The sequence below is a fragment of the Lentzea xinjiangensis genome (assembly GCF_900110955.1).
Lineage (GTDB): Bacteria > Actinomycetota > Actinomycetes > Mycobacteriales > Pseudonocardiaceae > Lentzea > Lentzea xinjiangensis.
On the sequence record NZ_FOFR01000013.1, the window covers coordinates 183,938 to 206,817 of the forward strand.

The 22,880-nt window shown below is 71.2% G+C and carries 22 protein-coding genes; 8 read left to right on the forward strand and 14 right to left on the reverse strand.

Going from position 1 to position 22,880, the window contains the following annotated elements; translation table 11 throughout:
* Positions 1–129 precede the first annotated feature (129 nt).
* From BMW88_RS26155 to BMW88_RS26180, 7 genes are all read right to left on the reverse strand, one after another.
* A complete protein-coding gene (locus tag BMW88_RS26155; RefSeq protein WP_089955107.1) occupies positions 130–1,464 on the reverse strand; it encodes a GH1 family beta-glucosidase in 1,335 nt (444 codons plus the stop codon).
* Positions 1,457–2,413, reverse strand: coding sequence for an ABC transporter ATP-binding protein (locus BMW88_RS26160; RefSeq protein ID WP_089955110.1), 957 nt, complete (start codon positions 2,411–2,413; stop codon positions 1,457–1,459). Before BMW88_RS26160 ends, BMW88_RS26155 begins: the two co-directional genes overlap by 8 nt.
* Positions 2,410–3,228: an ABC transporter permease gene (locus BMW88_RS26165; protein ID WP_218148215.1), complete on the reverse strand. Its 819-nt coding sequence runs from the start codon at positions 3,226–3,228 to the stop codon at positions 2,410–2,412. The genes BMW88_RS26160 and BMW88_RS26165 overlap by 4 nt, the downstream gene beginning before the upstream one ends.
* 7 nt (positions 3,229–3,235) lie before the next feature.
* Positions 3,236–4,216, reverse strand: coding sequence for an ABC transporter permease (locus BMW88_RS26170; RefSeq protein ID WP_089955112.1), 981 nt, complete (start codon positions 4,214–4,216; stop codon positions 3,236–3,238).
* Positions 4,213–5,115, reverse strand: a complete 903-nt coding sequence (locus BMW88_RS44500; protein ID WP_177221325.1) for an ABC transporter ATP-binding protein — start codon at positions 5,113–5,115, stop codon at positions 4,213–4,215. Before BMW88_RS44500 ends, BMW88_RS26170 begins: the two co-directional genes overlap by 4 nt.
* Positions 5,116–6,759: an ABC transporter substrate-binding protein gene (locus tag BMW88_RS42130; protein WP_177221327.1), complete on the reverse strand. Its 1,644-nt coding sequence runs from the start codon at positions 6,757–6,759 to the stop codon at positions 5,116–5,118.
* Positions 6,760–6,863: 104 nt separating this feature from the next.
* A complete protein-coding gene (locus BMW88_RS26180) occupies positions 6,864–7,859 on the reverse strand; it encodes a LacI family DNA-binding transcriptional regulator (protein WP_089955113.1) in 996 nt (331 codons plus the stop codon).
* Positions 7,860–8,132: 273 nt separating this feature from the next.
* Here BMW88_RS26180 and BMW88_RS26185 point away from each other — a divergent pair, with 273 nt between their 5' ends.
* The gene (locus BMW88_RS26185) at positions 8,133–8,672 is read left to right on the forward strand and encodes an MOSC domain-containing protein (protein WP_089955116.1); all 540 of its coding nucleotides are present in this window, start codon (positions 8,133–8,135) and stop codon (positions 8,670–8,672) included.
* Here the strand turns inward: BMW88_RS26185 and BMW88_RS26190 are convergent.
* Entirely contained in the window at positions 8,669–9,406 is a 738-nt protein-coding gene (locus tag BMW88_RS26190) for an alpha/beta fold hydrolase (RefSeq protein ID WP_089955118.1), read from the reverse strand. The two genes, BMW88_RS26185 and BMW88_RS26190, sit on opposite strands and share 4 nt — an antisense overlap.
* A gap of 223 nt (positions 9,407–9,629) precedes the next feature.
* Between BMW88_RS26190 and BMW88_RS26195 the strand changes: the two genes are divergently transcribed.
* The 3 genes from BMW88_RS26195 to BMW88_RS26205 all read left to right on the forward strand — a co-directional run bounded on the left by BMW88_RS26195 (position 9,630) and on the right by BMW88_RS26205 (position 12,564).
* A complete protein-coding gene (locus tag BMW88_RS26195; RefSeq protein WP_089955119.1) occupies positions 9,630–10,526 on the forward strand; it encodes an anti-sigma factor RsbA family regulatory protein in 897 nt (298 codons plus the stop codon).
* Positions 10,527–10,587: 61 nt separating this feature from the next.
* Positions 10,588–11,877, forward strand: a complete 1,290-nt coding sequence (locus BMW88_RS26200) for a wax ester/triacylglycerol synthase family O-acyltransferase (RefSeq protein WP_089955122.1) — start codon at positions 10,588–10,590, stop codon at positions 11,875–11,877.
* A gap of 21 nt (positions 11,878–11,898) precedes the next feature.
* A complete protein-coding gene (locus tag BMW88_RS26205) occupies positions 11,899–12,564 on the forward strand; it encodes an HAD family hydrolase (protein ID WP_089955124.1) in 666 nt (221 codons plus the stop codon).
* A gap of 49 nt (positions 12,565–12,613) precedes the next feature.
* Here BMW88_RS26205 and BMW88_RS26210 read toward each other — a convergent pair whose 3' ends face one another.
* The 4 genes from BMW88_RS26210 to BMW88_RS26225 all read right to left on the reverse strand — a co-directional run bounded on the left by BMW88_RS26210 (position 12,614) and on the right by BMW88_RS26225 (position 16,317).
* Entirely contained in the window at positions 12,614–13,909 is a 1,296-nt protein-coding gene (locus tag BMW88_RS26210) for a serine/threonine-protein kinase (protein ID WP_089955126.1), read from the reverse strand.
* Between the two features lie 71 nt (positions 13,910–13,980).
* A complete protein-coding gene (locus tag BMW88_RS26215; RefSeq protein ID WP_177221329.1) occupies positions 13,981–15,198 on the reverse strand; it encodes an ATP-grasp domain-containing protein in 1,218 nt (405 codons plus the stop codon).
* A gap of 94 nt (positions 15,199–15,292) precedes the next feature.
* Positions 15,293–15,910 carry a ScbR family autoregulator-binding transcription factor gene (locus tag BMW88_RS26220; protein WP_089955129.1) on the reverse strand — a complete coding sequence of 206 codons (618 nt, stop codon included), beginning with the start codon at positions 15,908–15,910 and terminating at the stop codon, positions 15,293–15,295.
* Entirely contained in the window at positions 15,907–16,317 is a 411-nt protein-coding gene (locus BMW88_RS26225; protein WP_143116247.1) for a nuclear transport factor 2 family protein, read from the reverse strand. The genes BMW88_RS26220 and BMW88_RS26225 overlap by 4 nt, the downstream gene beginning before the upstream one ends.
* Positions 16,318–16,569: 252 nt before the next feature.
* On the opposite strand from BMW88_RS26225, the gene BMW88_RS26230 reads away from it, so the two are divergent.
* Positions 16,570–16,887 carry a helix-turn-helix domain-containing protein gene (locus tag BMW88_RS26230; RefSeq protein WP_089955133.1) on the forward strand — a complete coding sequence of 106 codons (318 nt, stop codon included), beginning with the start codon at positions 16,570–16,572 and terminating at the stop codon, positions 16,885–16,887.
* 219 nt (positions 16,888–17,106) lie between these two features.
* Entirely contained in the window at positions 17,107–17,913 is an 807-nt protein-coding gene (locus tag BMW88_RS26235) for a dioxygenase family protein (RefSeq protein ID WP_089955136.1), read from the forward strand.
* Here BMW88_RS26235 and BMW88_RS26240 read toward each other — a convergent pair.
* Entirely contained in the window at positions 17,887–19,158 is a 1,272-nt protein-coding gene (locus tag BMW88_RS26240) for a PucR family transcriptional regulator (protein WP_089955139.1), read from the reverse strand. The two genes, BMW88_RS26235 and BMW88_RS26240, sit on opposite strands and share 27 nt — an antisense overlap.
* A gap of 81 nt (positions 19,159–19,239) precedes the next feature.
* On the opposite strand from BMW88_RS26240, the gene gabT reads away from it, so the two are divergent.
* Together gabT and BMW88_RS26250 are read left to right on the forward strand one after the other, a co-directional pair.
* Entirely contained in the window at positions 19,240–20,541 is a 1,302-nt protein-coding gene (gene gabT / locus BMW88_RS26245; protein WP_089955141.1) for a 4-aminobutyrate--2-oxoglutarate transaminase, read from the forward strand.
* Complete coding sequence (locus BMW88_RS26250) at positions 20,538–21,848, forward strand: aldehyde dehydrogenase family protein (protein ID WP_089955143.1); 1,311 nt, start codon at positions 20,538–20,540, stop codon at positions 21,846–21,848. The genes gabT and BMW88_RS26250 overlap by 4 nt, the downstream gene beginning before the upstream one ends.
* Before the next feature lie 486 nt (positions 21,849–22,334).
* Here the strand turns inward: BMW88_RS26250 and BMW88_RS26255 are convergent, their stop codons facing one another.
* Positions 22,335–22,799 (reverse strand): hypothetical protein, encoded by a 465-nt coding sequence (locus BMW88_RS26255; RefSeq protein ID WP_143116248.1) that lies wholly within the window; start codon positions 22,797–22,799, stop codon positions 22,335–22,337.
* Between the last annotated feature and the right edge of the window lie 81 nt (positions 22,800–22,880).

The window sequence follows — 22,880 nt, forward strand, 5'->3', positions numbered from 1 at the left end:
AAAACCCACGCAACAGCAAGCCGCCCACACCAACAGGCGTGCCATCAGCCTGAGAGCGACGCCGGCCGGTCCTGGATCGGATTGGCGGGGTCCGGGGCGGAGCCCCGAAAACGCCCCGCAACAGAACCCCTACCCCCGGAACCGACTGATCAACTCCCGGTACCACTGCGCACTACGCTTCAAAGTCCGCACCTGGGTCTCGTAATCGACCCGGACGAGCCCGAACCGCTTGGCGTACCCGTACCCCCACTCGAAGTTGTCCATCAACGACCAGGCCAGGTACCCCCGCACATCGGCCCCGGCCCGCACCGCGGCCGCGACAGCGGCGATGTGCGAGGACAGGTAGTCCACGCGATCGGTGTCGGCCACGTACCCGTCCTCGACGGACAGGTCGTCGAAGGCGGCACCGTTCTCGGTGATCACCATCGGCACGCCGTAGTCCTGCTGGAGCCGGACCAGCAGCCGGGTGAACCCCTCCGGCACGATCTCCCAGCCCATCGCGGTCGCCGGGCGTCCCTGCGGCACCACCTCGGGCACGGCCGGGTCGTCGGAGGCCTTCAGGACGTGCGAGGTGTAGTAGTTGACGCCCACCACGTCCAGCGGCGTCGAGATGACCGCCAGGTCGCCGGAGCGGACGGGGATCTCGGCGCCGCGCTCGGCGATGTCGGCGAGCACGTCCTCCGGGTAGCGGCCGTGCACCAGCGGGTCGAGGTAGATCCGGGTGCCCAGGCCGTCGGCGCGGCGTGCCGCGTCGACATCGCGCGGGTCGTCGGAGGCGGGCGTGTGGACGCCCATGTTCAGCGTGATGCCCAGGGACGCCACGCCGAGGGAGCGCAGCACCTGCCCGGCCAGCCCGTGGGCCAGGAGCAGGTGGTGCACGGCCCGCACGGCCTCGCCGAAGTTCTTGCGGCCTGGCGCGTGGCGGCCGGTGTCGTACCCGAGCATCGCCGAGCACCACGGCTCGTTCAGCGTCGTCCACGTCGGCACGCGGTCACCCAGCGCGTCGTGCACCAGCTCCGCGTACTCGGCGAACCGGTGGGCGGTGTCGCGGTGCGGCCACCCGCCGGCGTCCTCCAGCTCCTGCGGCAGGTCCCAGTGGTACAGCGTCAGCCAGGGGTCGATCCCCTTCTCCAGCAACGCGTCCACGAGCCGGGAGTAGAAGTCGATCCCCTTGCGGTTCACCGGCCCGCGCCCACCGGGCTGGACCCGCGGCCACGACACGGAGAAGCGGTACTTGTCCACGCCCAGGCGGGCGATCATCGCCACGTCCGCGGGCATGCGGTGGTAGTGGTCGCAGGCCACGTCGCCGTTCTCGCCGTTGGCGACAGCGCCGGGACGGCGGCAGAACGTGTCCCAGATGGACGGTGTCCGGCCGTCCTCGTCGTGGGCACCCTCGATCTGGTACGCCGACGTGGCGACGCCCCAGAAGAAGTCCGGGGGCAGGCCCTCGGTCACCTCAGACACGCGCTCCCTCCAACCAGCACGCCACGCGGCGGCTCGCCTCGACGGAGTCGAGGGGCGGCATCCGCTCGCCGCAGACGTCCATCGCGTGCGGGCACCGCGGGTGGAACGGACAGCCGGTCGGCATCGAGCGCAGGTCCGGCGGTGAGCCGGGGATGCCGCGCAGCTCCCTGCGCGGGCCGCGCAGCGCCGGGAACGACGACAGCAGGCCCTGGCTGTACGGGTGCTTGGCGGCGCGGTAGATCTCCGCCGCCGGCGCCTCCTCGACCACCCGGCCGCCGTACATGATCGCGATGCGGTCGGAGAACTCGACCAGCAGCGAGATGTCGTGCGTGATGAAGATGACCGAGAATCCCAGCGTCTCGCGCAGCCTCATCATCTGGCCGAGGATCTGCCGCTGCACCACCACGTCCAGCGCCGTGGTCGGCTCGTCCATGATGACGATCTCGGGCTCCAGCGCGAGCGCCATCGCGATCATCACGCGCTGCCGCATGCCGCCGGAGAGCTGGTGCGGGTAGGCCCCCAGCCGGTCGACCGGGATGCCGACCAGCGACAGCAGCTCGCGGCCGCGGGCGGTGCGAGCGGCCCTGGCCATCGCCGGCCGGTGGGTGCGCAGCACGTCGTCGATCTGCGTGCCGACCGAGATCACCGGGTTCAGGGCGTTCATCGCGCCCTGGAACACGATCGCGATCTCGTTCCAGCGCAGCCCCCGCAACTGCCGTTCGGTGAGCGAGAGCAGGTCCTGCCCCTTGAACAGCACCTGGCCGGACGGCACGTGCCCCGGCGGTTGCAGCAGGCGGGTCGCGGCGTAGGCCAGCGTCGACTTGCCGCTGCCGCTCTCCCCCGCGAGGCCGAGCACCTCGCCCGCGTTGAGGGACAGCGTGACGTCGTGCACGGCCCGCAGCGTTCCGTAGTCCACCGAGAGATCGCGGATCTCCAGCACCGGGCTCATGCGCGCACCTTCCGCAGCCGTGGATTCGCGTACTCGTCGATCCCGAAGTTGATCAGGGCCAGTGCCGTGCCGAGCAGGGCGATGCACAGGCCGGCGGGGACGAACCACCACCATGCGCCCTGGCCGAGCGCCTGGTTGCTCTGCGCCCAGAACAGGATCGTTCCCCAGTTCCAGGTTGACAGCGACACGACGCCGACGAACGACAGGGTGATCTGCAGCATGACCGCGAAGATCACCGTGCCGACGAAGCCGGACGCGATCACCGCCGTCAGGTTGGGCAGCACCTCGAACACGATGATGCGCCAGGTCCGCTCACCGGACGCCCGCGCGGCCTCCACGAAGTCGCGCCGCCGCAACGACATCGTCTGCGCCCGCAGGACCCGCGCACCCCACGCCCACGCGGTCAGCGAGATCACCGCCGCGATCAGCACGGTGTCCGCCGACGGCAGCATCGACGCCACGATGATGATCAGCGGCAGCGCCGGGATGACCAGGAAGACGTTGGACAGCATGGACAACGCCTCGTCGGCGGCGCCACCGAGGAACCCGGCGGTCACCCCGACCAGGATCGACAGGAAGGTCGCGAGCACACCGCAGACCAGCCCGACGACCATCACCCCCCTGGTGCCGACGAGCACCTGGGAGAAGATGTCCTGCCCGGTCATGGTCGTGCCGAACCAGTGCGCGCCCGAGGGCGGCGACAGCAGGTCGTCGCCCATCGCGGACGGGTCGTACGGCGCTATCCACTCGCCGATCACCGCGATCAGCGTGAAGAAGGCCAGCACCCCGAGGCCCAGCTTCGTCTTGAAGTTCACGAGCGGATCACCCCTCCCGTCGCGTGCGCGGGTCGAGCAGCAGGTAGCCGATGTCCGCGAGCAGGTTCGCCACCAGCACGGCCAGGGTGATCACCAGGAACACGCCCTGCATCAGCGGGTAGTCCTTCGCCCCGATGCCCTGGAACAGCACGTACCCCAGGCCCGGGTAGGAGAAGACCATCTCCACCAGCAGCGCGCCGCCGACGATGAACCCGAGCGACAGCGCGAAACCGGAGATCGACGGCAGCACGGCGTTGCGCGCGGCGTAGGCGAACATGATCCGCCGCTGCGAGAGGCCCTTGGCCTTCGCGACGAGCACGTAGTCCTCCGCCGTCACGGTCACCATCATGTTGCGCATGCCCAGGATCCAGCCCGCCACCGAGCTCACGACGATCGTGACGCCGGGCAGGACGGCGTGCTCCAGGACGCTGCCGATGAACTCGCCGGAGAACTCCGGCACGAGCCCGGCCGCGTACCCGCCGGACGCCGGCAGCAGCGGCCACGTCACGGAGAACACCGAGATCGCGATCAGCCCGAGCCAGAAGTACGGGATCGACGACAGGAACGTCGTCACCGGGATCAGCGAGTCCAGCCACGAACCACGGCGCCACCCCGCGTAGACGCCCAGCAGGGTGCCGAGCAGGAACGCGATGACCGTCGTGACGCCGACCAGGCCGAGCGTCCACGGCAGCGACTGCGAGAGCACGTCGGCGACCGGCGTCGGGAAGAACGTGAACGACAGCCCGAGGTCACCGCGCAGCAGCGCGGCCCAGTAGTCCACGTACTGGGCCCAGATCGACTTCTGCTCGTCGAGTCCGAACAGGACGTACAGCGAGGCCATGGCGTCGCTGTTCAGCCTGCCGCCCAGCTTGGTGATCATCGCCTGCACCGGGTCGCCCGGCAGCAGGCGCGGCAGCAGGAAGTTCATCGTGATCGCCGCCCACAGGGTGACCAGGTAGAACAGCGCACGGCGCAGCAGGAACGTCATACCGCCTCCACGTAGAGCCAGCACGCCGCCCAGTGCCCCGAGGAGTCGATCTCGGTGCGCGGTGGCGCGTCGGTCCAGCACCGGGACTGCACCTTCGGGCACCGCGGCGCGAACCGGCAGCCCGCGGAGACCTCGCCGGTCTCCTCCGGCGGCGCGTCCAGCGCGATCACCGACCGCTCCGGGTCGGGCGCGGACTCGATCAGCAACTGCGTGTACGGGTGCGCCGGCCGCTGCGTCACGGTCTCGCTGTCGCCGCCCTCGACGATCTGCCCGCCGTACATCACGAACGTCTCGTCCGCGAAGTAGCGCGCCGACGCGATGTCGTGGGTGATGTAGAGGACCGCGAGCTTGAGCCGTTCCTTGAGGTCCAGCAGGAGGTTCAGCACACCGAGCCGGATGGAGACGTCCAGCATGGACACCGGCTCGTCGGCGAGCAGCACCTCGGGGTGGGCGGCCAGCGCCCGCGCGATGGCGACGCGCTGCCGCTGGCCGCCCGACAGCTCGTACGGGTACCGCGAGGCGAAGTCGGCGGGAAGGTTCACCCGCTCCAGCAGCTGCTCCACCGTCTCCGGCCGCTTGTGGATCTTCAGCGGCCGGGTCAGGTGGTAGCGGATGGTGTGGACCGGGTTGAGCGACGCGAACGGGTCCTGGAACACCATCTGGACCTTGCGCCGGTACTCCCGGACCCGCCGCACCTTCTCGCCGTCGAGCAGGATCTCACCCGAGGTGGGCTCGACCAGCCGCGCCAGCAGCTTCGCCACCGTCGACTTGCCCGATCCCGACTCGCCGACGAGGGCGGTCACGCGCCCACGGCGCAGGACGATGGAGACGTCCTGCACCGCGCGCACGCGCTTGTAGGTCTTGACCAGACCTTTCGCTTCCAGCGCGACCTCGTTCATCTACGACCCCGCGGGCTTCAGCTTCATGACGATCTGCAGGGCGTTGGGCAGGGTCGCCTGCGGCGGACCGTACGGGTCCTCCTCCGACGGCCAGCCGACCCAGTGCTTCGTGCTGTACTCCGCGCCGATCGGACCCGCGGAGGTCGGGATCATCGGCACCTGCTCGACCATGATCTTCTGCAGCACGGCGAGGTTCTTGGCGCGCGTGGCGTCGTCGGCGGCGTTGGCGTACTCCGCCAGCGCCGCGGTGGCCTCCGGGTTGTTGTAGCGGCCGAAGTTCACCGCCGCGGTCTGCCCGACCGGCTTGATCTCGGCCGCGTCCATGATGTTCTGGTACATCTCGTACGGCGTCGCGCCGGTGTTGGTCCAGCGCAGCGAGCCCTGGAACACGCCGTTCGCGAAGTCGGTGGTCCACGCGTCCGCGGTCTGCGTGCGCACGGTCGCCTCGATGCCGATCTTCTTCAGGTCGCTCTTGATGATGTCGAGCACCGTCAGGTAGTCCGACCAGCCGGACGGGTTGGTCAGCTCGATCGTGACGGGCTTGCCGCCGGGCGCCTTGAGCACGTCGCCCTCGAAGGTGAAGCCGGCCGCGGTGAGCTTCTGCTTCGCCCCGTCGACGTCGATCTTGAAGCGCGCGTCCCTGTACTCCGGCGCGAGGAAGCTCTCACCGGCGGGAAGCGGCATGCCGGTCGGCGACTCGAGCTTCGGGAACAGGCGCGCCTCGCCGCGGACGAAGATCGCCTCGCGGTCGATCACGTCGCTCATCGCCGAGCGCAGCGCCGCGTTGTCGAACGGCGCGATCGTGGTGTTCAGCCACAGGCCGTGGATGCCGAGGCCGGCCGGGAACCAGATCTTGTGGTGCGCCGGGTCCTTGTCCACGTACAGCTTCTGGTAGTCCGGGATGAAGACGTAGGACCACTGGCTCGCACCCGACGCCAGCGCGGTGGTCTGCGCCGTGTTGTCGTTGTACGAGGTGTACTGGATCTCCGGGACCTTGGGCAGCTCCTGCCAGTACTCGGCGCGCCGCGCGATCGTGACGGTCTGCGAGGTGAACGACTTGAGCTGGTACGGACCGGTGCCGACCGGGTTCGGGTTCGTGTAGGTCGTCGGGTCCGGCACGGTGCCCCAGATGTGCTGGGGCACGACCATCGCGCTGATGACCTTGTTGCGGTTCACGAACTGCGGCGAGGGGAACGTGACCTCGACCTTGCCGTCCGGCGTCGCCGTCGCGGCCTCGACCTTGAGCGAGTCGCGGTTGTTGAGCGCGGGCCACTTCTTGAGGATCTCGTACGAGAAGGCGACGTCGGCGGCCGTCAGCGGCTTGCCGTCGGACCACTTCACGTTCTCCCGGAGCGTGAAGGTGACCTTCTTGTAGTTGTCGGTCCAGTCCCACTTCGTCGCGAGCCACGGCACGGGGTCCTGCGCCGGGCGGGTGTTGTTGACGAACGCGAGCGGCTCGTAGATCTGGTAGCGGTAACCGAGGGAACCCGCCGCCGACGTGGGCAGGAACGGGTTGTGGTTCTCGGTCAGCGGCCCGTTGGGCATGCCCACGGTCAGCACCCCGGAAGCCTTGGTGGCGCCACCAGAGGAGCAACCGGTCGCCGCGAGCGCCAGTGCCAACGCGACGATGACTGTTCTGCGCATGGGGGAGTCTCCCGATACGACGGTCGCATGAGAGCGCTCTCTCATGCGTACGGCGAACTAGCCAGACCGCGTGCGGTCCGGCCGGTTCGTTCAGTTGTGGTGGGTCAGGGCGCGGATTCGCGCACGATCAACGAGGTCGGCAGCACCAGCGGGTGGTCGGGCATCGGCTGTCCCTCGAGCGTGGAGAGCAGCATCCGCGCGGCGGCGGCGCCCATCTCCTGCAGCGGCTGGCGGATCGTCGTCAGCCGGGGTTCGGTGTGTCCCGCGAGCGGGACGTCGTCGAAACCGACCACGGACACGTCACCGGGGACGGTCCTGCCGGATTCACGCAGCGCCCGCAGCACACCGACCGCCGAGAGGTCGTTCTGCGCGAACACGGCGTCGAACGGGATGCCACTGGCGACGAGCTTGTCCACGGCCACTTCACCGCCTTCCTGGGTGAAGTCGCCGTCGACGACCAGATCCGGGTGCAGCGTCAGGCCCGCTTCGGCCAGGGCGAGCCGGAACCCGTCCAGCCGCGCCTGGGTGCACCCGAAGTGCGGTGGGCCGGTGACGACGGCGAACCTGCGGCGGCCCGCCGCGACGAGGTGCCTCGCGACGTCCGCGCCTCCCTGCCGGTTCGTCGTCGTCACCGAGGGGAACTCCGGGTGCGAGCCGCGGTCGTCGATCATGACGACCGGCAGCCCCGCCCGGTAGAGCGTGGAGATGTAGTGCAGGGCGTCCGGTGGCTCGACCACCAGCAGCCCGTCGAAAGCGTTGGCGGACACGTGGTTCGCGAACTGGTTGAGCGACTCCGGCCCGCGGTTCAGCGTGTGGAGCAGCAGTCCGTAGCCGTCGGCTTCGAGCGTGTCGACGATGCCCTGCAGGACCTCGCCCATCCACGGCCACGTGAGAGACGGCGCGAGCATGGCGACCGTGCGGGTGCGACCCCGCGCGAGACCGACGGCACGGGCGCTGGGCACGTAGCCGATCTCGTCGATGACCTTCCGGACGCGTTGCGCCGTGGAGGCGTCCACGTCCGGCTTTCCGTTCAGCACACGTGACACGGTCGCTTTGGACACCTGGGCGCGTTGGGCGACCTCTGCGATCGTGACACGCATGCCGAACTTCCTTCCGCCGCCTCTGGAACCGGTTCCGTAACCGGTTCCGCTGAGGTGTGACGGAGTCAACAGCCTGACGTGAGCATTAGTCAAGACTCCTGCCGGAACTTCGTGGGAGCGTTTCCACGGCTGCTCACATCGCCGCAGCTAGAGCCCGCCGGACGAGCGCGGAAGCGCCGTGGGGGCACAGTTCGAGCGATCTCCCGGACATGGTTCCGGCTAGGCCGAACAGAGCATCGATCCCGTCTCGATTGATCCTGCACAATCGCTGTCATGGGGGTTGTCACAGCGGTCAGCCGCAATGAGGAGTACACGTTCACCAAACCGGTGCGCGAGAGCATCACCCTGCTCGCCGGTCTCGGTGTCGACGGCGACGTCCACCAGGGCGTCACCGTGAAGCACCGGTCGCGCGTCGCGAAGGACCCGACAGCGCCGAACCTGCGCCAGGTGCACCTGATCCACGCCGAGCTCCTCGACGAGCTGCGCGGCAAAGGTCACGACGTCGAGCCGGGCGCCATCGGCGAGAACATCACCACGCGGGGCGTCGACCTGCTCGGCCTGCCCACGGGAACGTTGTTGCACCTGGGTCCCGACGCCGTCGTCGAGGTGACCGGGCTGCGCAACCCGTGCGTGCAGATCAACCGGTTCTCCCGAGGTCTGTTGAAGGAGGTCGCCGGCCGGGGTCCCGGCGGCGAGCTCGTCCGGCGCGCGGGGATCATGTCGATCGTGCTCACCGGTGGCGTCGTGCGTCCCGGCGACGAGATCCGGGTCGAGCCGCCGGCCGGACCGCACCGGCCCCTGGCTCCCGTCTAACCGTTGCCGAAGTGGTCGTCGAGGATGACCGAGATCGTGCGGGGCGCCTCGACGACCGCCAGGTGCGCCGCGTCGCCGACGACGTAGAGCTCAGAGGACGGCAGCTCGTCCGCGAGCTGCCGGGCGAACTCCGGCGGTGCCGCCTGGTCCTGCGCCGCCGCGATCACCACGGTGGGCGCTTCGATCTTCGCGAGGTCCGGCCGCAGGTCCATGTCCCGGATCGCCCCGGCGCACCCGATGTAGGACGGCACGTCGACCTCCAGCAGCCGGGCGCGGAAGCGCGCGGCCACGGCCGGGGAGAACGCCGGGGTGAACCAGCGCGAGACGATCGAGTCCGCGAGGGGTTCCATCCCGCGCGTGCTCAGCACCTCGATCCGCTCGTCCCAGAGCGACTTGTCCGGGTACCACGCGGTCGTGCACATCAGCGCGAGGCGTGAGATCCGGTCGGTGTGCGCGGCGAGCCACATGCCGACCATGCCGCCGAGGGACACGCCGCAGTAGTACACGTGCCGCAATTCCAAGTGGTCCAACAACTCCAGGACATCGGCCGCCAGGTCCTCGATGGCGAAGGGGCCGGGAACGGGCGCGCTGGCGCCGTGCCCGCGGTGGTCGAAGCGCAGCAGGCGGAAGGGCAGCGAGAACTCGCGCCACAGCTCGGTGGTCGTGCCGAGCGCGTTGCCGAGCACCAGCACCGGCGCGTCCTGCGGCCCGGTCAGCGTGTAGTGGCCGATCACGGCGTCACCTCCTCGCTCTGCCCCGACAACGGCGAGTCTGCCCGGGGTTTCCCCCGCCCGCACGCCGGGGCCGCGGCGGGGCGCACTCCGACGGGCTCACCCGGTCGGGTGACGGCGCACCGGCCTGGAGGAGCTCGGAACCACCGGGCTGGCCCCCGCTGAAACACTGTTGCCAGGAGCAGAATGAGGAGTTGCCCTGAGCCACCGACCCACCGGGAAGCCGATGAACTCCGCCGCGCCGTTCGCACACGAAGCCCTGTTCTACCGGGACGAGGACGAGTTCCTCACCGGTACGGCCGAGTTCGTCGCGGAGGGCGTGCAGAACGGCGAGCCCGTGCTGGTGGCGGTCAGGGAGAGGAGCATCGGCCTGCTCCGCGCACGCCTGGGCGCGCACGCCGACCAGGTGCACTTCATCGACATGACCGAGGCGGGCCGCAACCCCGGCCGGATCATCCCCGGCGTGCTGATGGCGTTCAGCGCGAGCACCGAGCACCGGTTCCGCGTGGTCGGCGAGCCGGTGTGGCCCGGCCGCACCGAGCTCGAGTACCCGGCGTGCGTCCAGCACGAGGCGCTGATCAACACGGCGTTCGAGGGACGGCGGGGCGTCGTCCTCTGCCCGTACGACGCGGGGACCTTGCCCGGTCACGTGCTGGAGAACGCGCGGCGCACCCACCCGGTCGTGATCGAGGGCGGCCGGCGGTTGCCGAGCGAGCGCTACACCGACCCGTCCGGCCTCGCGCACATCTACAACGTCCCGCTACCGCCCCCGCCCGCCACCGCGGAGGAGCACTCGTTCTCCGTCAGCACGCTCGCGCACATGCGCAGGGTCGTGGCGGCGTACGCGCACTGGCTGCGCCGCGAACAGGTCGAGGACCTCGTGCTCGCGGTGAACGAGCTGGCGACGAACAGCATCCTGCACGCGTCGGGCCGCGGGGTGCTGCGGTTGTGGCGCGAGGGGAACACCGTCGTGGCCGAGGTGAGCGACTCCGGCAAGGGCTTCCCGCCCTCGTTCACCGGCCTGTCCGGCTTCGGGATCGTGATGGTGAACCTGCTGTGTGACCTGGTTCGCACTCACACGAGTCACACCGGTACCACCGTTCGAGTGTACTTGGGGCGGTAGGGAGTCGCCGCCATCTCACCGCAATGCGGGCGACACGCGGACCTGGTTGCCTGGCACCCCTATGACAGACCACCTCTCCCCCCTCGACATCGCCTTCCTCGCCATGGAGGGCAACGCGAACCCGTTGCACCTCGGCGCCGTCGCGACCTTCGCGCCCGCCACCGCGGTGCACCCGGCTCGCATCGCCTCCGTGCTGTGCGAACGGGCGCAGGAGATCCCGCGCCTGCGCCAGCGGGCGCGCACCTCGTTGCTGGGCGGCGCGCGCTGGGTGGAGGATCCCGGCTTCGCACCGGAGGACCACGTCTTCACGCACCACGTGCGCGGCAGGGAGCGGTTCACCACCCTGGTGTCCCACCTCATGGCGCAGCCGCTGGACCTCGCGCGGCCGCCGTGGGAGCTGCACGTGGTCACGGGGCTCGCGGGTGGACGGTTCGCGGTCGTGGCGAAGCTGCACCACTCGTTGTGCGACGGCATGAAGGCGGTCGCGTTGGGGCTGCGGCTCTTCGACGACTCACGACTGTCCATTCCGGACTCGCCGAAGCCGGTGCAGAGGTCCGTGGTCCCGTCCCTGCGCGGGATCAGGGACACGATCGGCATCGCCTCGTCGGTGCTGCTGAACACCCGTCCGCCGACGTTGCACTCGCCGGTGCTGACGGCGTCCACCCGGCCGCGCCGCGTGGTGATGTCGCGGCTGGACCTCGCGGACGTGCACCGGATCCGGCGCACCCACGGCGGCACGGTGAACGACGTGCTGCTCGCCCTGGTGACGGGTGCGTTGCGGCACTGGCTCTCCGCGCACGACAGCGCGGGCTCCTCCTCGGTCGTGCGCGCCCTGATCCCGGTCAACCAGCGCTCGCGCTCCGGCGACGCGGCACGGGGCAACCAGATCTCCGGTTTCCTGGTCTCGCTGCCGGTCGGCTCGGCGGACCCGGCCGACCGGCTGCGGAAGATCCGCGCGCAGATGGAGGCGGCGAAGGCCGCGGGTCCCGACCGCGGTGCCGGCGCGCTGCCCCTGCTCGCCGACAAGGTGCCACCGCTCGTGCACCGCCTGGCCGCGCCGGTGATGGGCCGCTGCGCCCCGCTGCTGTTCGACACGCTGGTGACGTCGGTGCCGCTGCCGTCCGTGCCGCTGTCCCTCGACGGCGCCGCGCTGTGCGAGATGTACCCGGTGGCTCCCGTCGCCCCAGGACACGCCGTGGGCATCGCGCTGTCGGTCTACCGCTCGTCCGTGCACGTCTGCCTGAACACCAACCAGACGTGGATGTCGGACGCGCACTGGCTCGACGGCGTGCTGCGACGCGAGGTGGCGTCCCTCCAGGACACTCGCGAGCTGGTGGGTTTGCCGAGGTAGGGGCGCGGGCAAACCTGCTCCATGAGCAACACCCTGGTCCTCGACGTGGACGGCACCCTGGTCGACACCAACTACCACCACACGGTCGCGTGGCTGCGCGCCTTCCGCGGCATCGACGTCACCGTGCCCGCCTGGCGCGTGCACCGCGCCATCGGCATGGGCGGCGACAGGCTGGTGGCCGCGGTGGCGGGCGACAAGGTCGAGCAGGACCACGGCGACGAGCTGCGCGCCGCGTGGGAGCGCCACTTCGACGAGGTGCTGGACGAGATCCAGCCCTTCGAGGGCGCCCACCGCCTGGTCCGCGCCGCGACCGGCCTCGGTCTCACCGTGGTGCTCGCGAGCTCGGGCAAGCGCAAGCACATCGAGCACTACCTGAAGCTCATCGACCCCGGCGACGTCGCCTGGACCTCCTCCGACGACGTCGAGTCCAGCAAGCCGGCGCCGGACCTCATCCAGGTGGCGCTGAGCCAGGTCGACAGCACGCGCGCGGTCGTGGTGGGCGACTCGGTGTGGGACTGCGAGGCCGCCGGACGGGCCGGGCTGCCGTCGATCGGACTGCTGACCGGCGGGGTGAGCGAGGACGAGCTGATCGACCGCGGGGCGTCCGCGGTGTACCCGGACCTGGACTCGCTGCGGGCGGAGCTGTCGGACCTGCCGTTCGCCGACGTGACCGAGTCCGGCGCCTGAGGGCTCCCGGCCCGTACCGCGTGACGGCCCTTCCCCGGACGGTGCGCGCCTACGGCTTGGGAACCCGCGTCTGGCCCGGCGCCTCCGAGGCCTTCCCCTTGTCCTCCTTGCCGGGCCGAGCCGTGGCGGCAGGCGGCGTGCCACCGTCAGCGGACGGGGCGGTCGCCGCCGAGCCGGAGAGGTCTGCCCCCGGCTGCGGCGCCCCCGGCGCGTCCGGCGCCTGCCCCTGGGGCACCTGACCGTCCGGCACCGGTGCGTCCGGTGCCGAGGACACGTCCGGGGCACCCGGCGTGTGGACCACGGTCACCGTCGACGGCGTCACCGTGACCACCTGCGTCCGCGCGTCCGGCGTCACCGGCTGGTCCGCGGCGGGAGCCTCGTCCCGGCCGAGGTTCGCCACCGCCGCCGCCAGCGCCGTCACGGCCACCGCGGCCGCCGCCGTGATCGCCAGGCGCTTGCCGCGTCGCGGGCGCGGCACCTCCGCTTCCGGCGCCGCGGCCGCGTCGGGCAGCAACGCGGGCAGCCCGCGGCTCGCCTCGTGGGCCGCGATCAGCGACCGGGCGCACTGCGCGGCCGTCGGGCGGCGAGCCGGGTCCATGTCCGTCATCGCGGCCAGCAGCGAGAGCCAGGCCTGCGGCAGGCCGACCGGCATCCGCGGCGGGCGGGCGAGGCGGGCCAGGGCGGCCTCGGCGTCGCCGCCGGGGTACTCGGTCCGGCCGGTCAGGCACTCGAGCAGCACCAGGCCGAGCGAGTAGATGTCCGCCGCCGGGCCGACGTCCGTGCCGCGCACCTGTTCCGGTGACAGGTAGCCGGCGGTGCCGACCAGGATGCCGGACGTGGTCACCCGCGTCACGTCGGCCACCAGCGCGAGGCCGAAGTCGGCCAGGTAGGCTTGCTTCTCCTCGTCGTCGAGGAGGATGTTCGACGGCTTGATGTCGCGGTGCACGACGCCCAGGCCGTGCACGTGGTCGAGCACCGAGGCGATCTGGCCGCCGATCCGCGCGACGAACCGGGGCGGCAGCGGCTCGCGCATGCGCTGGCGCAGCGTGCCGCCGGTGATCTCACGCATCACGAAGTACGGGCGGCGCGACAGCGACCCGGTCGCGTACACCGGGATGATGCCGGGGCAGTCCAGCGCCGTCAGCATCGAGGCCTCGCGCTGCAGGCGCAGTTCGTCGTCGGGCAGGCCGGGGCCGGTGAAGATCTTGATCGCCACCGAGGACGTCGTGGAGCGGTCGTAGGCGCGGTAGACCTCGGACATGCCACCGGATCCGAGCAGCGAGCCGATCACGTAGCGGTCGTCGACCACCGCCCCGGTCAGGTCGCCGTCCCAAGGTGCGCTCATGGGCCTCCACTCGTAGCGCGGCAAACCTAACTGTTCGCGTGGAATCCCGGCTACCCAGGACACCCCCGGTATCACACCACGATGAGCTCGGCTTCGATCTTCCGGAGCACCGCCTCGTCCCGCTCGAGCTGCTCGGCGTCGGTCGTCGCGAGCACCACGCGGCCCAGCGAGGTCCGCAGGTCCTGGGTGCGCGGAACCGTCGACCCCTCGCGGTACGGCAGCACGGCGCGGTGCCAGGTCGGCAGGAGCGAGGCCAGCTCGTCGAAGCGGATCGCGTTGCACAGCTCGCCGGCGGCGGGTGATGAGAGGTACACGGTCTTCACGTGCAGGTGCCGCGAGTAGCGGCCCACGGAGGTGTCACCGTCCACGCGGTGACGCACCATCCGGGTGATCTGGCTCTCCCGCGTGCCGAGCAACGCCAGCTCCTGCCGCTCCGCGCCCGCCAGCCCGGCGCTGACCTCGACCAAGAGCGGCCCGTCGGCGGTGATCACGACCTCGGCGTGCGCGGGACCGTTGCGCACGCCGGTCGCGTCGAGCACCTGGCGCACGAAGGCGAGGAGCACGTCGACGACCCGGTCGTCCGCGCTGACGAGCGTGTTCGACAGGTGGACGTCGGTCTGGCCTCCCTTGGCGCGGCGCCAGACCGCGGCCAGGCCGTGCCGGCCGTCCACCGAGTAGGTGTCGACCTCGTACCCGGTGCCCACCGCGATCTCCCGGACGAGCACCTTGCGGTTCCTCGACCCCCGGACGCGCCTGAGAGACCGGAGGAACTCGGCCCGCCAGTCGCCGCCCGGCTGCACCACGACCACGTCGCCGGTGCCGCCCGCCCGCGGTTCCAGCGCGATCGGCGTGCCCTCCAGCCCCTCGCGGCGCAGCCAGGCCGCCACCTCGTCGGCCGAGTCCGAGCTGATCCGGCGCAGGTGCGGCACGCCGGCGGTGCGCAGGGCCACGGCCGTCTGCCACTTGTCGCGGCGCGCGGACGACAGCGCCAGGACGTTCGACCGGCCCGGCACGATCAGCTCCGACAACGTCTCCGCGGCCTCGACGCCGGTCTCGGTGCCCGGCACGACGGCGATCGGGTCGTGCGCAGCCAGCTTCCCGGCGAGCTCGTCGAGGTCGGTCAGGACGTGGACCTCGCGGTAGCCGGCCGGGTTCCACGTCCTCGACGGCCCCGCGGGTGGCTGCGGGCTGGTCAGCACCGCGATCGCCTCGACACCACGCCGGGCGAACGCGGGCGCGATGCCCCTGCCCGCCGCGTACGGGTCCACGACGACGATGCTGCGTTCCACAACCGCTCCCGAAGATGCAGGTCCCTGCCGGACGAGGGGCACAACCGCGCGGGTGCGACCGGTCATTCCTGTCTCGATTGGGTCGAGACGACCGTCACTCGAAGCGCAGCCTGGCGTAGACGGGCGCGGTCACCAGGCAGCCGGCCGACGCCCGCCACACCCGCGAGAGCCGGGTGCGCAGGTCGGTGCCGCCGCTCAGGGCCTGCGCCACGAACTGCAACCCGAGCAGCTCCGCCACGAACTGCTCGGCCGTGTGCCGCACGTTCACCTCGGGCCTCAGCTCACCGCGCTCGCGCGCCAGCGACAGCAGGTCGCGCACCACCGCGACCCAGCCGATCACCTGCGCCGCCGCCGCGACGTCGAAGAACACGGCCTCGCGCAACAGCTTCGCGCTCACCCGCACGGTGAGGTCGGTCTCGAGCCTGCTGACGAACTCGAACGACATCGCGATCAACGCCTGGATCGGTGACGTCTCGACGGCGAGCTGTTCGTCGCGCAACCGGTGCCACAGCAGCGACTGCTCCTCGATGATCGCGACCCCGAGCGCCTCCTTCGAGCGGAAGTGGCAGTACAGCGCTCCTTTCGACACATCGGCCCGCGCACACACGGCGGTGAGGCTGGAGCCGGCGAACCCGTCGCGGTCGAACACCTCGGCGGCCGCCCGCAGGAGCCTGGCCCGCGTGTGCGTCGCCCTCTCGCGTTGGACGCTCATGCCCCGGTCCGCGCCGCGCCGGTCGCGACGGCCGCGGCCAGCGTGTCCGGCATCTGCCAGTACTGCTCGATCTCCCCCAGGTGCACCGAGAACACCCCGGCGAAGCGCATCTCCACCTGCGCGTCCGTGGCGAGGACCCGCCAGCGGGCCGCGCCGACCACCGCCGCGTCCGCCCCGTCGACGATGACCTGCCGCACCGAGAGCCGCTCCAGCCCGAACGTCGCGAACAGGGTCAGGAACTGCGACTCGACCTCGCGCCGGGTGCGCGGGCCGGACGACCAGCGGACGCCGTTCGGGTCGGGCGCCTCCCATTCCACGGTCGGTGCGCACAACCGCGCGATGCCCGATGCGTCCTGGGCCGCCAACCTCGCCAGGAACACCTGCACCACTTCGACCGTCGAGAGCATTTCCTCCACCTTCACATCCCGGTCATTGCCTTCGCAAGATCAGGTCTTGCTCACACTAACCAGCCGCACCCATTGCGAGTGCGCACACCCCATTGGCCCAGTTGCGTTTCACCCGAACATCCGATCGGCCGATTCCGGTAGTACGCGAAGTTTCAACGACCGCCGGTATCACCGCAATGCACGGACCGAACCACGCGGTTCTGCGGCAAGGTGGAAGGCACACCAGCCATCTCACCGAAACGGAGCAGAACCGTGCTCAAGGCAGCCCCCCAAGCCCACGAGCACCAGGACACCCCGCCGATCACAACCTTGATTCCCCAGGCACGGCGAGAGCAGGGCCTCACCCAGCGCGACCTCGCGGACCTGTTGTGCGAGATCTCACAAAACGACAGCGTCACCCGTGAAGAAGTGTCGAGGTGGGAACGCGGAAAACGCATTCCCGGCCCCTACTGGCGCGCCTGGATCAGTGCCGCGCTCGATGTGCCGCACGCCGAGATCGACCGGGCGGCCGTAGTCGAACGCGAGTCGCGCAGGACACGTGGCGAGGACCACTCCGTGAATACTCCGTGATAGCCACCGGCGTGTTCGGGGAACAATTCCGCCTCCCGGCGAAAACGAGTCCCGGAATTCGCGGGCCGATCACCAGCCAGGAAGCGTCCCGGCCGAACCCCCTCACCGGCCGGGGCGCTTCCGCCCGGAACGCGCGGTCGCGGGAGCACCGCGGTGCCGCTACCGCGGTGACAGCTGCCGCACAGGCTGCTCACAGGGAACGACCGCAGTCTGGTTGCCATGACGGACAACCACGACCGCGGCCTCCAGTACGACCTCGCCACGCTCATCGGCCGCAGGCGGGCGTTGTCGCTGATCGGCGGCGCGGGCCTCACCCTCGTGGCGTGCGCCCCGTCGACCACGACGAGCCCGAACAGCACGACAAACCCGGCCGGCACGACGAGCCCGGCCGGCGGCGCACCGCTGGACGCGATTCCCGAGGAGACCGCCGGCCCCTATCCCGGTGACGGCTCCAACGGCCCGAACGCGCTCACGCAGAGCGGGATCGTGCGCTCGGACATCCGGTCGAGCTTCGGCTCCTCGACCCGCACGGCCGAAGGCGTGGCGCTGACCATCGAGCTGACGGTCCAGCACTTCGACGGCAAGCCTTACGCAGGAGCCGCCGTGTACCTGTGGCACTGCGACATCAACGGCGACTACTCGATGTACTCCGACCGCGTGAAGGACGAGAACTTCCTGCGCGGCGTGCAGGAGGCCGGTCCGGCCGGGGAGCTGAGGTTCGTCAGCGTCTTCCCCGGCGCCTACGCGGGGCGCTGGCCGCACGTCCACTTCGAGGTCTACCCGAGCCTCGCCGAGGCCACCGCCGCGGGCAGCAAGATCACGACCTCGCAGCTCGCGCTGCCGGAGACGACGTGCAAGGAGGTCTACGGCACGGCCGGCTACACGCGCAGCGTGCAGAACATGTCGCGGACGTCCCTCAAGCAGGACGCGGTGTTCCGCGACGGCGTCGACCGGCAGATGGCGACCGTGTCGGGCGACGCCGCCTCCGGCTACACCGCCTCACTGACCTTCGCGGTGCAGGGCTAGCCACAGCTCCGCGCGCAGGCCGGGCGAGTCGAGCGACCGGCCCAGTGCCTCCTCGGCCTTGCGCACCCGGTTGCGCACCGTGTGCCGGTGCACGCCGAGCCGGGCCGCCGCCGGGTCCCACGCGCCGTGGTGCGCGAGCCAGACCCGCACCGTCTCGCGCGTCTCCGCGTCGAGCGGCCGGAGCAGGGCCTCGGCGAACCCGTCCGGGAGCCGCACGTTCCCGGCCAGGTCCTCGAACCGCCGGACGCCGGCCTGCTGCGCCTGCCGGGCCTCGCGATAGCCGCGCGCCACCTCCGAAGCGTCCACTTCGGACGAAGCGAACCCGTCGGACTCCTGCGCCAGCACGACGATCCGGCCGTCGTGCTCGGCCCAGAAGCCGGTGGCGGGCGGTTCCTCGGCGAGGAACACCCGGAACCGCTCCGGCAGGCCGTCGACACCGAGCCCGGCCAGCAGCAGGCGGAACTGGCCCGACCGCAGCTCGCGCCGGGCGGCGTCGACGGCGTCGTTGCGGGCGAGCGCGAGGGTGAGCAGCGAGGCCGCGGTGTTGACGATGCCGACGTCCGCGGCGTCCAGGGGCGTGGACGTGCCGACCGCCAGCACTCCCCTGGCCCGGCTGCCGAGCACCTGCAGGAACACGTGGTCGCCCCCGGCCTCGAACGCCGCGCTGGCGAGCCCGCCCGCCGTCCGCAGCCTGGCCACCCCGGCGGTGAGGTCCGGCACGAGGCGGGGGTTGTGCGCGTGCACCGGCTCGCCCGCCGCGTCGAGCAGGACGACCCACCCGCCGACCCACCGGCCCAGCCGGCGGACCACGCCCGCGGTACCGGCGCGGACCGCGGCGCCGGTGAGCGCCCGCTGGGCCTCGCTGGTCCTGGTCAGCGCGGCGTACTCGTCGGCGGCGAGCGCCTTCGACACCGCCTTGCTGATCGCGATGAACGGCACCTCGCGCGGCACCTCGACGAGCCCCAGCCCCGCCTCGGCGGCGGCCGCCACCAGCCGCGCGGGCACGACGTCGTGCCCCAGCCCGGTGCCGAACCCGAGCCCGACCACCCCCGCCCGCACGAGCCGCCGCACGTAGCCGGGCCCCGTGCCGGCCAGTCCGGTCGTGAGCAGCAGCTCGCCGCCCTCCAGGAACGGGGTGGGGTCGGCCAGCTCCGTGCCGTGCACCCAGGCGACCGGCTTCGACACGTCCCCGGCCAGCACCGGCAGTCCCAGCGAGCGGGCGAGGTCGTGCAGCGTGATGGGCATCCGCCAGTTTGTACAACCTCCAGCTCCGGGATCGCCACTTCGCCCACTGCGCATGATCGCGATGAGGGCCATGCTGGGGACATGACCCGACCGCTGCCCGGAAACCGGCTGGTGACCGCGATCCCCGGCCCGAGATCACTGGAGCTCCAGGCGCGGCGCACGGCTGCCGTCGCCGCGGGAGTCGGCTCGGTCCTGCCCGTCCACGTCGACTCCGCGGCCGACGGCCTGCTCGTCGACGTCGACGGCAACCAGCTCATCGACCTCGGCTCCGGCATCGCCGTCACGGGCGTCGGCAACCCCGCGCCCGCGGTGGCCGAGGCGGTGCACGCCCAGATCGACAGGTTCAGCCACACCTGCTTCATGGTCACGCCGTACGAGAGCTACGTGGAGGTCTGCGAGGAGCTCAACCGGCTCACCCCCGGCCCGCACGAGAAGCGGTCGGTCCTCGTCAACTCCGGCGCCGAGGCCGTGGAGAACGCGGTCAAGATCGCCCGGCACGTCACGGGCAGGCAGGCCGTCGTGGTGTTCGACCACGGCTACCACGGCCGCACGAACCTCACGATGGCGCTGACCGCCAAGAACATGCCGTACAAGCACAGGTTCGGGCCGTTCGCGCCCGAGGTCTACCGGGTGCCCGGCTCCTACCCGCTGCACGACGGCCTCACCGGCGCCGAAGCCGCGCGGCGCGCCGTCGAGGCGATCGAGAAGCAGGTCGGCGCGGACAACACCGCCGCGGTCGTGGTCGAGCCGATCCAGGGCGAGGGCGGGTTCGTCGTGCCGGCCGGGGGCTTCCTGCCCGCGCTGGCCGGCTGGTGCCGCGAGCGCGGTGTGCTGTTCGTCGCCGACGAGATCCAGACCGGCTTCTGCCGCACGGGCGCGTGGTTCGCCGCCGACCACGAGGCCGTGGTGCCGGACCTGGTCGCCACGGCCAAGGGCATCGCGGGCGGACTGCCGCTGGGCGCCGTCACGGGCCGCGCGGAGATCATGGACGCCGTGCACACCGGCGGGCTCGGCGGCACTTATGGCGGCAACCCCGTGGCGTGTGCGGCAGCCCTCGGCGCCATCCGCACCATGCGCGAGCGCGACCTCAACGCCGCCGCGCGTCGCATCGAGGAGACCGTGCTCGGCCGGCTCAAGGCCGTGGCCGGGAGGACCGGCCTCATCGCCGAGATCCGCGGCCGTGGCGCGATGCTGGCGATCGAGTTCACCGAACGCACGCCCGATGTGGCGTCTCGCGTCGCGAAAGCGTGCCACGAACAGGGTGTCGTCGTGCTGACGTGCGGCACTTACGGCAACGTGATCCGTCTGCTTCCCCCGTTGGTCATCCCCGCCGGCCTGCTCGCCGAAGGCCTCGACGTGCTCGAAGGAGCCCTGCTCGCATGATCGCGTTCCACACCCCGGAAGACGTCGAGAACGCCGTCGCCAAGGCGGCCGCGGTCGCCCCCGATCTGGCCGCGCTGCCCGCGCACCGCCGTGCCAGCGCCTTGGACCACGTGTCGCGGCGCCTGGCCGAGCGCGCCGAGGAGTTCGCGCAGGCCATCAACGACGACTCCGGCAAGCCGCTCAAGTGGGCGCGGGCCGAGGTGACCCGCGCGATCTCCACGTTCCGCTGGGCGGCCGAGGAGGCCCGCCGGTTCTCCGGCGAGCTGCAGCGCCTCGACACCGACCCCTCCGCGGAGGGCCGCCTCGCCCTGCTGCGCCGGGTGCCCCGCGGCCCGGTGCTGGGCATCGCGCCGTTCAACTTCCCGCTGAACCTGGTGGCGCACAAGGTGGCGCCGGCTCTCGCGGTCGGCGCGCCGATCGTGCTGAAGCCCGCTCCCGCCACCCCGAAGGCCGCGTTCCTGCTCGGCGACCTGCTGGCGGAGACCGACCTGCCGGACGGCGCGTGGTCCGTGCTGCACCTGTCCAACGAGGACACCGCGCGCCTGGTCGAGGACCCGCGCCTGCCGGTGGTCTCGTTCACCGGCTCCGGCCCGGTCGGCTGGGGCATCAAGGACCGCGTGCCGCGCAAGCACGTCACCCTCGAGCTCGGCGGCAACGCGGCGGCGATCGTCGCTCCCGACTGGCCGGACCTCGAGTTCGCGGCGCAGCGCATCGCCACGTTCGCGATGTACCAGGCCGGCCAGTCGTGCATCTCGGTGCAACGCCTCTACGTGCACACCGACGTCTACGACGCGCTCGCGGAAGCCGTGGTGCGGCACGTGCGGGAGCTCGACGTGGCCGGCGACGTCGGCCCGTTGATCAACGAGGCCGCCGCCGAGCGCGTGGAGGCGTGGGTCGGCGAGGCGTCCGCGACCGTGCTCACCGGTGGCACCCGCGACGGCCTGGTCTACGCGCCCACCGTGCTGGCCGACGTGCCGGAGGACGCGAAGGTCAGCACCGAGGAGGTGTTCGGCCCCGTCGTGACGCTGACCAGGGTGGCGGGCGTGGAAGAGGCGTTCGACCGCGTCAACGCCTCGCGCTACGGCCTGCAGGCGGGCTTGTTCACCACCGACGTGCGACTGGCTTTCCGTGCCGCGCAACGGCTCCAGGTGGGCGGCGTGATCGTCGGCGACGTGCCGAGCTACCGCGCGGACCAGATGCCCTACGGCGGTGTGAAGGAGTCCGGTGTCGGCCGCGAGGGCCTGCGCGCGGCGATGGAAGACCTCACCGAGCCGCGCGTGCTGGTCCTGACCGGCCTGGAACTCTGAGCGGCCTGGAACTCCGACCGGCCTGGAACTCTGGCCGGCTCGGAACTCCGACCCGTCCACCGCGCGGACGAGCTCCGGTGTACCCGACCCGGCGTGCCGGAGATCCTGCCCGCCGAGCGCTCAGGTAGGACGGACCTCGACGACACGCCGGAAACCCGATGAGAAGAACTTCACCCCAGATTGACTGACCACGTTCGGAAACGACACTCCAGCCGCGAGGGAGCCTCTTCTGACGGCTCCCCCATGCGGCCGATGAGTGCTCTAGTCGTAACCGCGAACGTGGCCGTCCTCGTCGGCGAGAATCTCGTAGCGGTCCATGTCAAGCTCCCTTCCGTAGTGGCTGACGTCACAAACGTAGAGGCTTCCCGGCGTCCTGTGGAGTGAATTTGCAGCGCAACCGGGGTACTCGCCGCTAACCCAAGGGGGTCGTAGGGGGTACCCCAGCGCACGCCGCGAAGCAGCGGAAATCGTTCCCGTGAGGGGTGTTCACCGCAGTCCGGCGGTCTCCGTCACGGCGCGCAGCGCGGCCACGACAGCCGAGAACGGCGGCAGGAACGGCCGCTCCGCGGGCGCCGCTCCCAGCCACGCCACCGGGCCGCGGTCGATGCGCGACGGCGGCAGCGGCACCAGCGTCCCCAGCCGGTGCGTGAGCGCTCCCCTGGCCCGCAACCGGATCAGGTTCACCTGGGAGGCTTCGTCCGCGGACTCCGTGAGGATGAGCCACCGCCGCGAGGGCCCCGGCAGCACCACCACCGGACCGCCGAGCATCCGGACGGACAGGTAGTGCTGCACCTCCCCGCCGATCCCCGCGGCCATCTCCACGGCGGAGACGTGGTGATCAGTGGTCAGCAGCAGCCGGTTCTCCGAGCGGAGGACCAGCCACCCCCAGTCCGAGTAGCGCTCGAGCGCATTCGAGAACGTGTCGAGCCGCGGCAATGTCCCGGAAGGCAAAACTCCCCGGGGTGAAGCTCCCTTAGGCGAGTTCATCGATCTCACCCTCACTTGTTTTCCGAGCGGTGTAACTCCGATCAC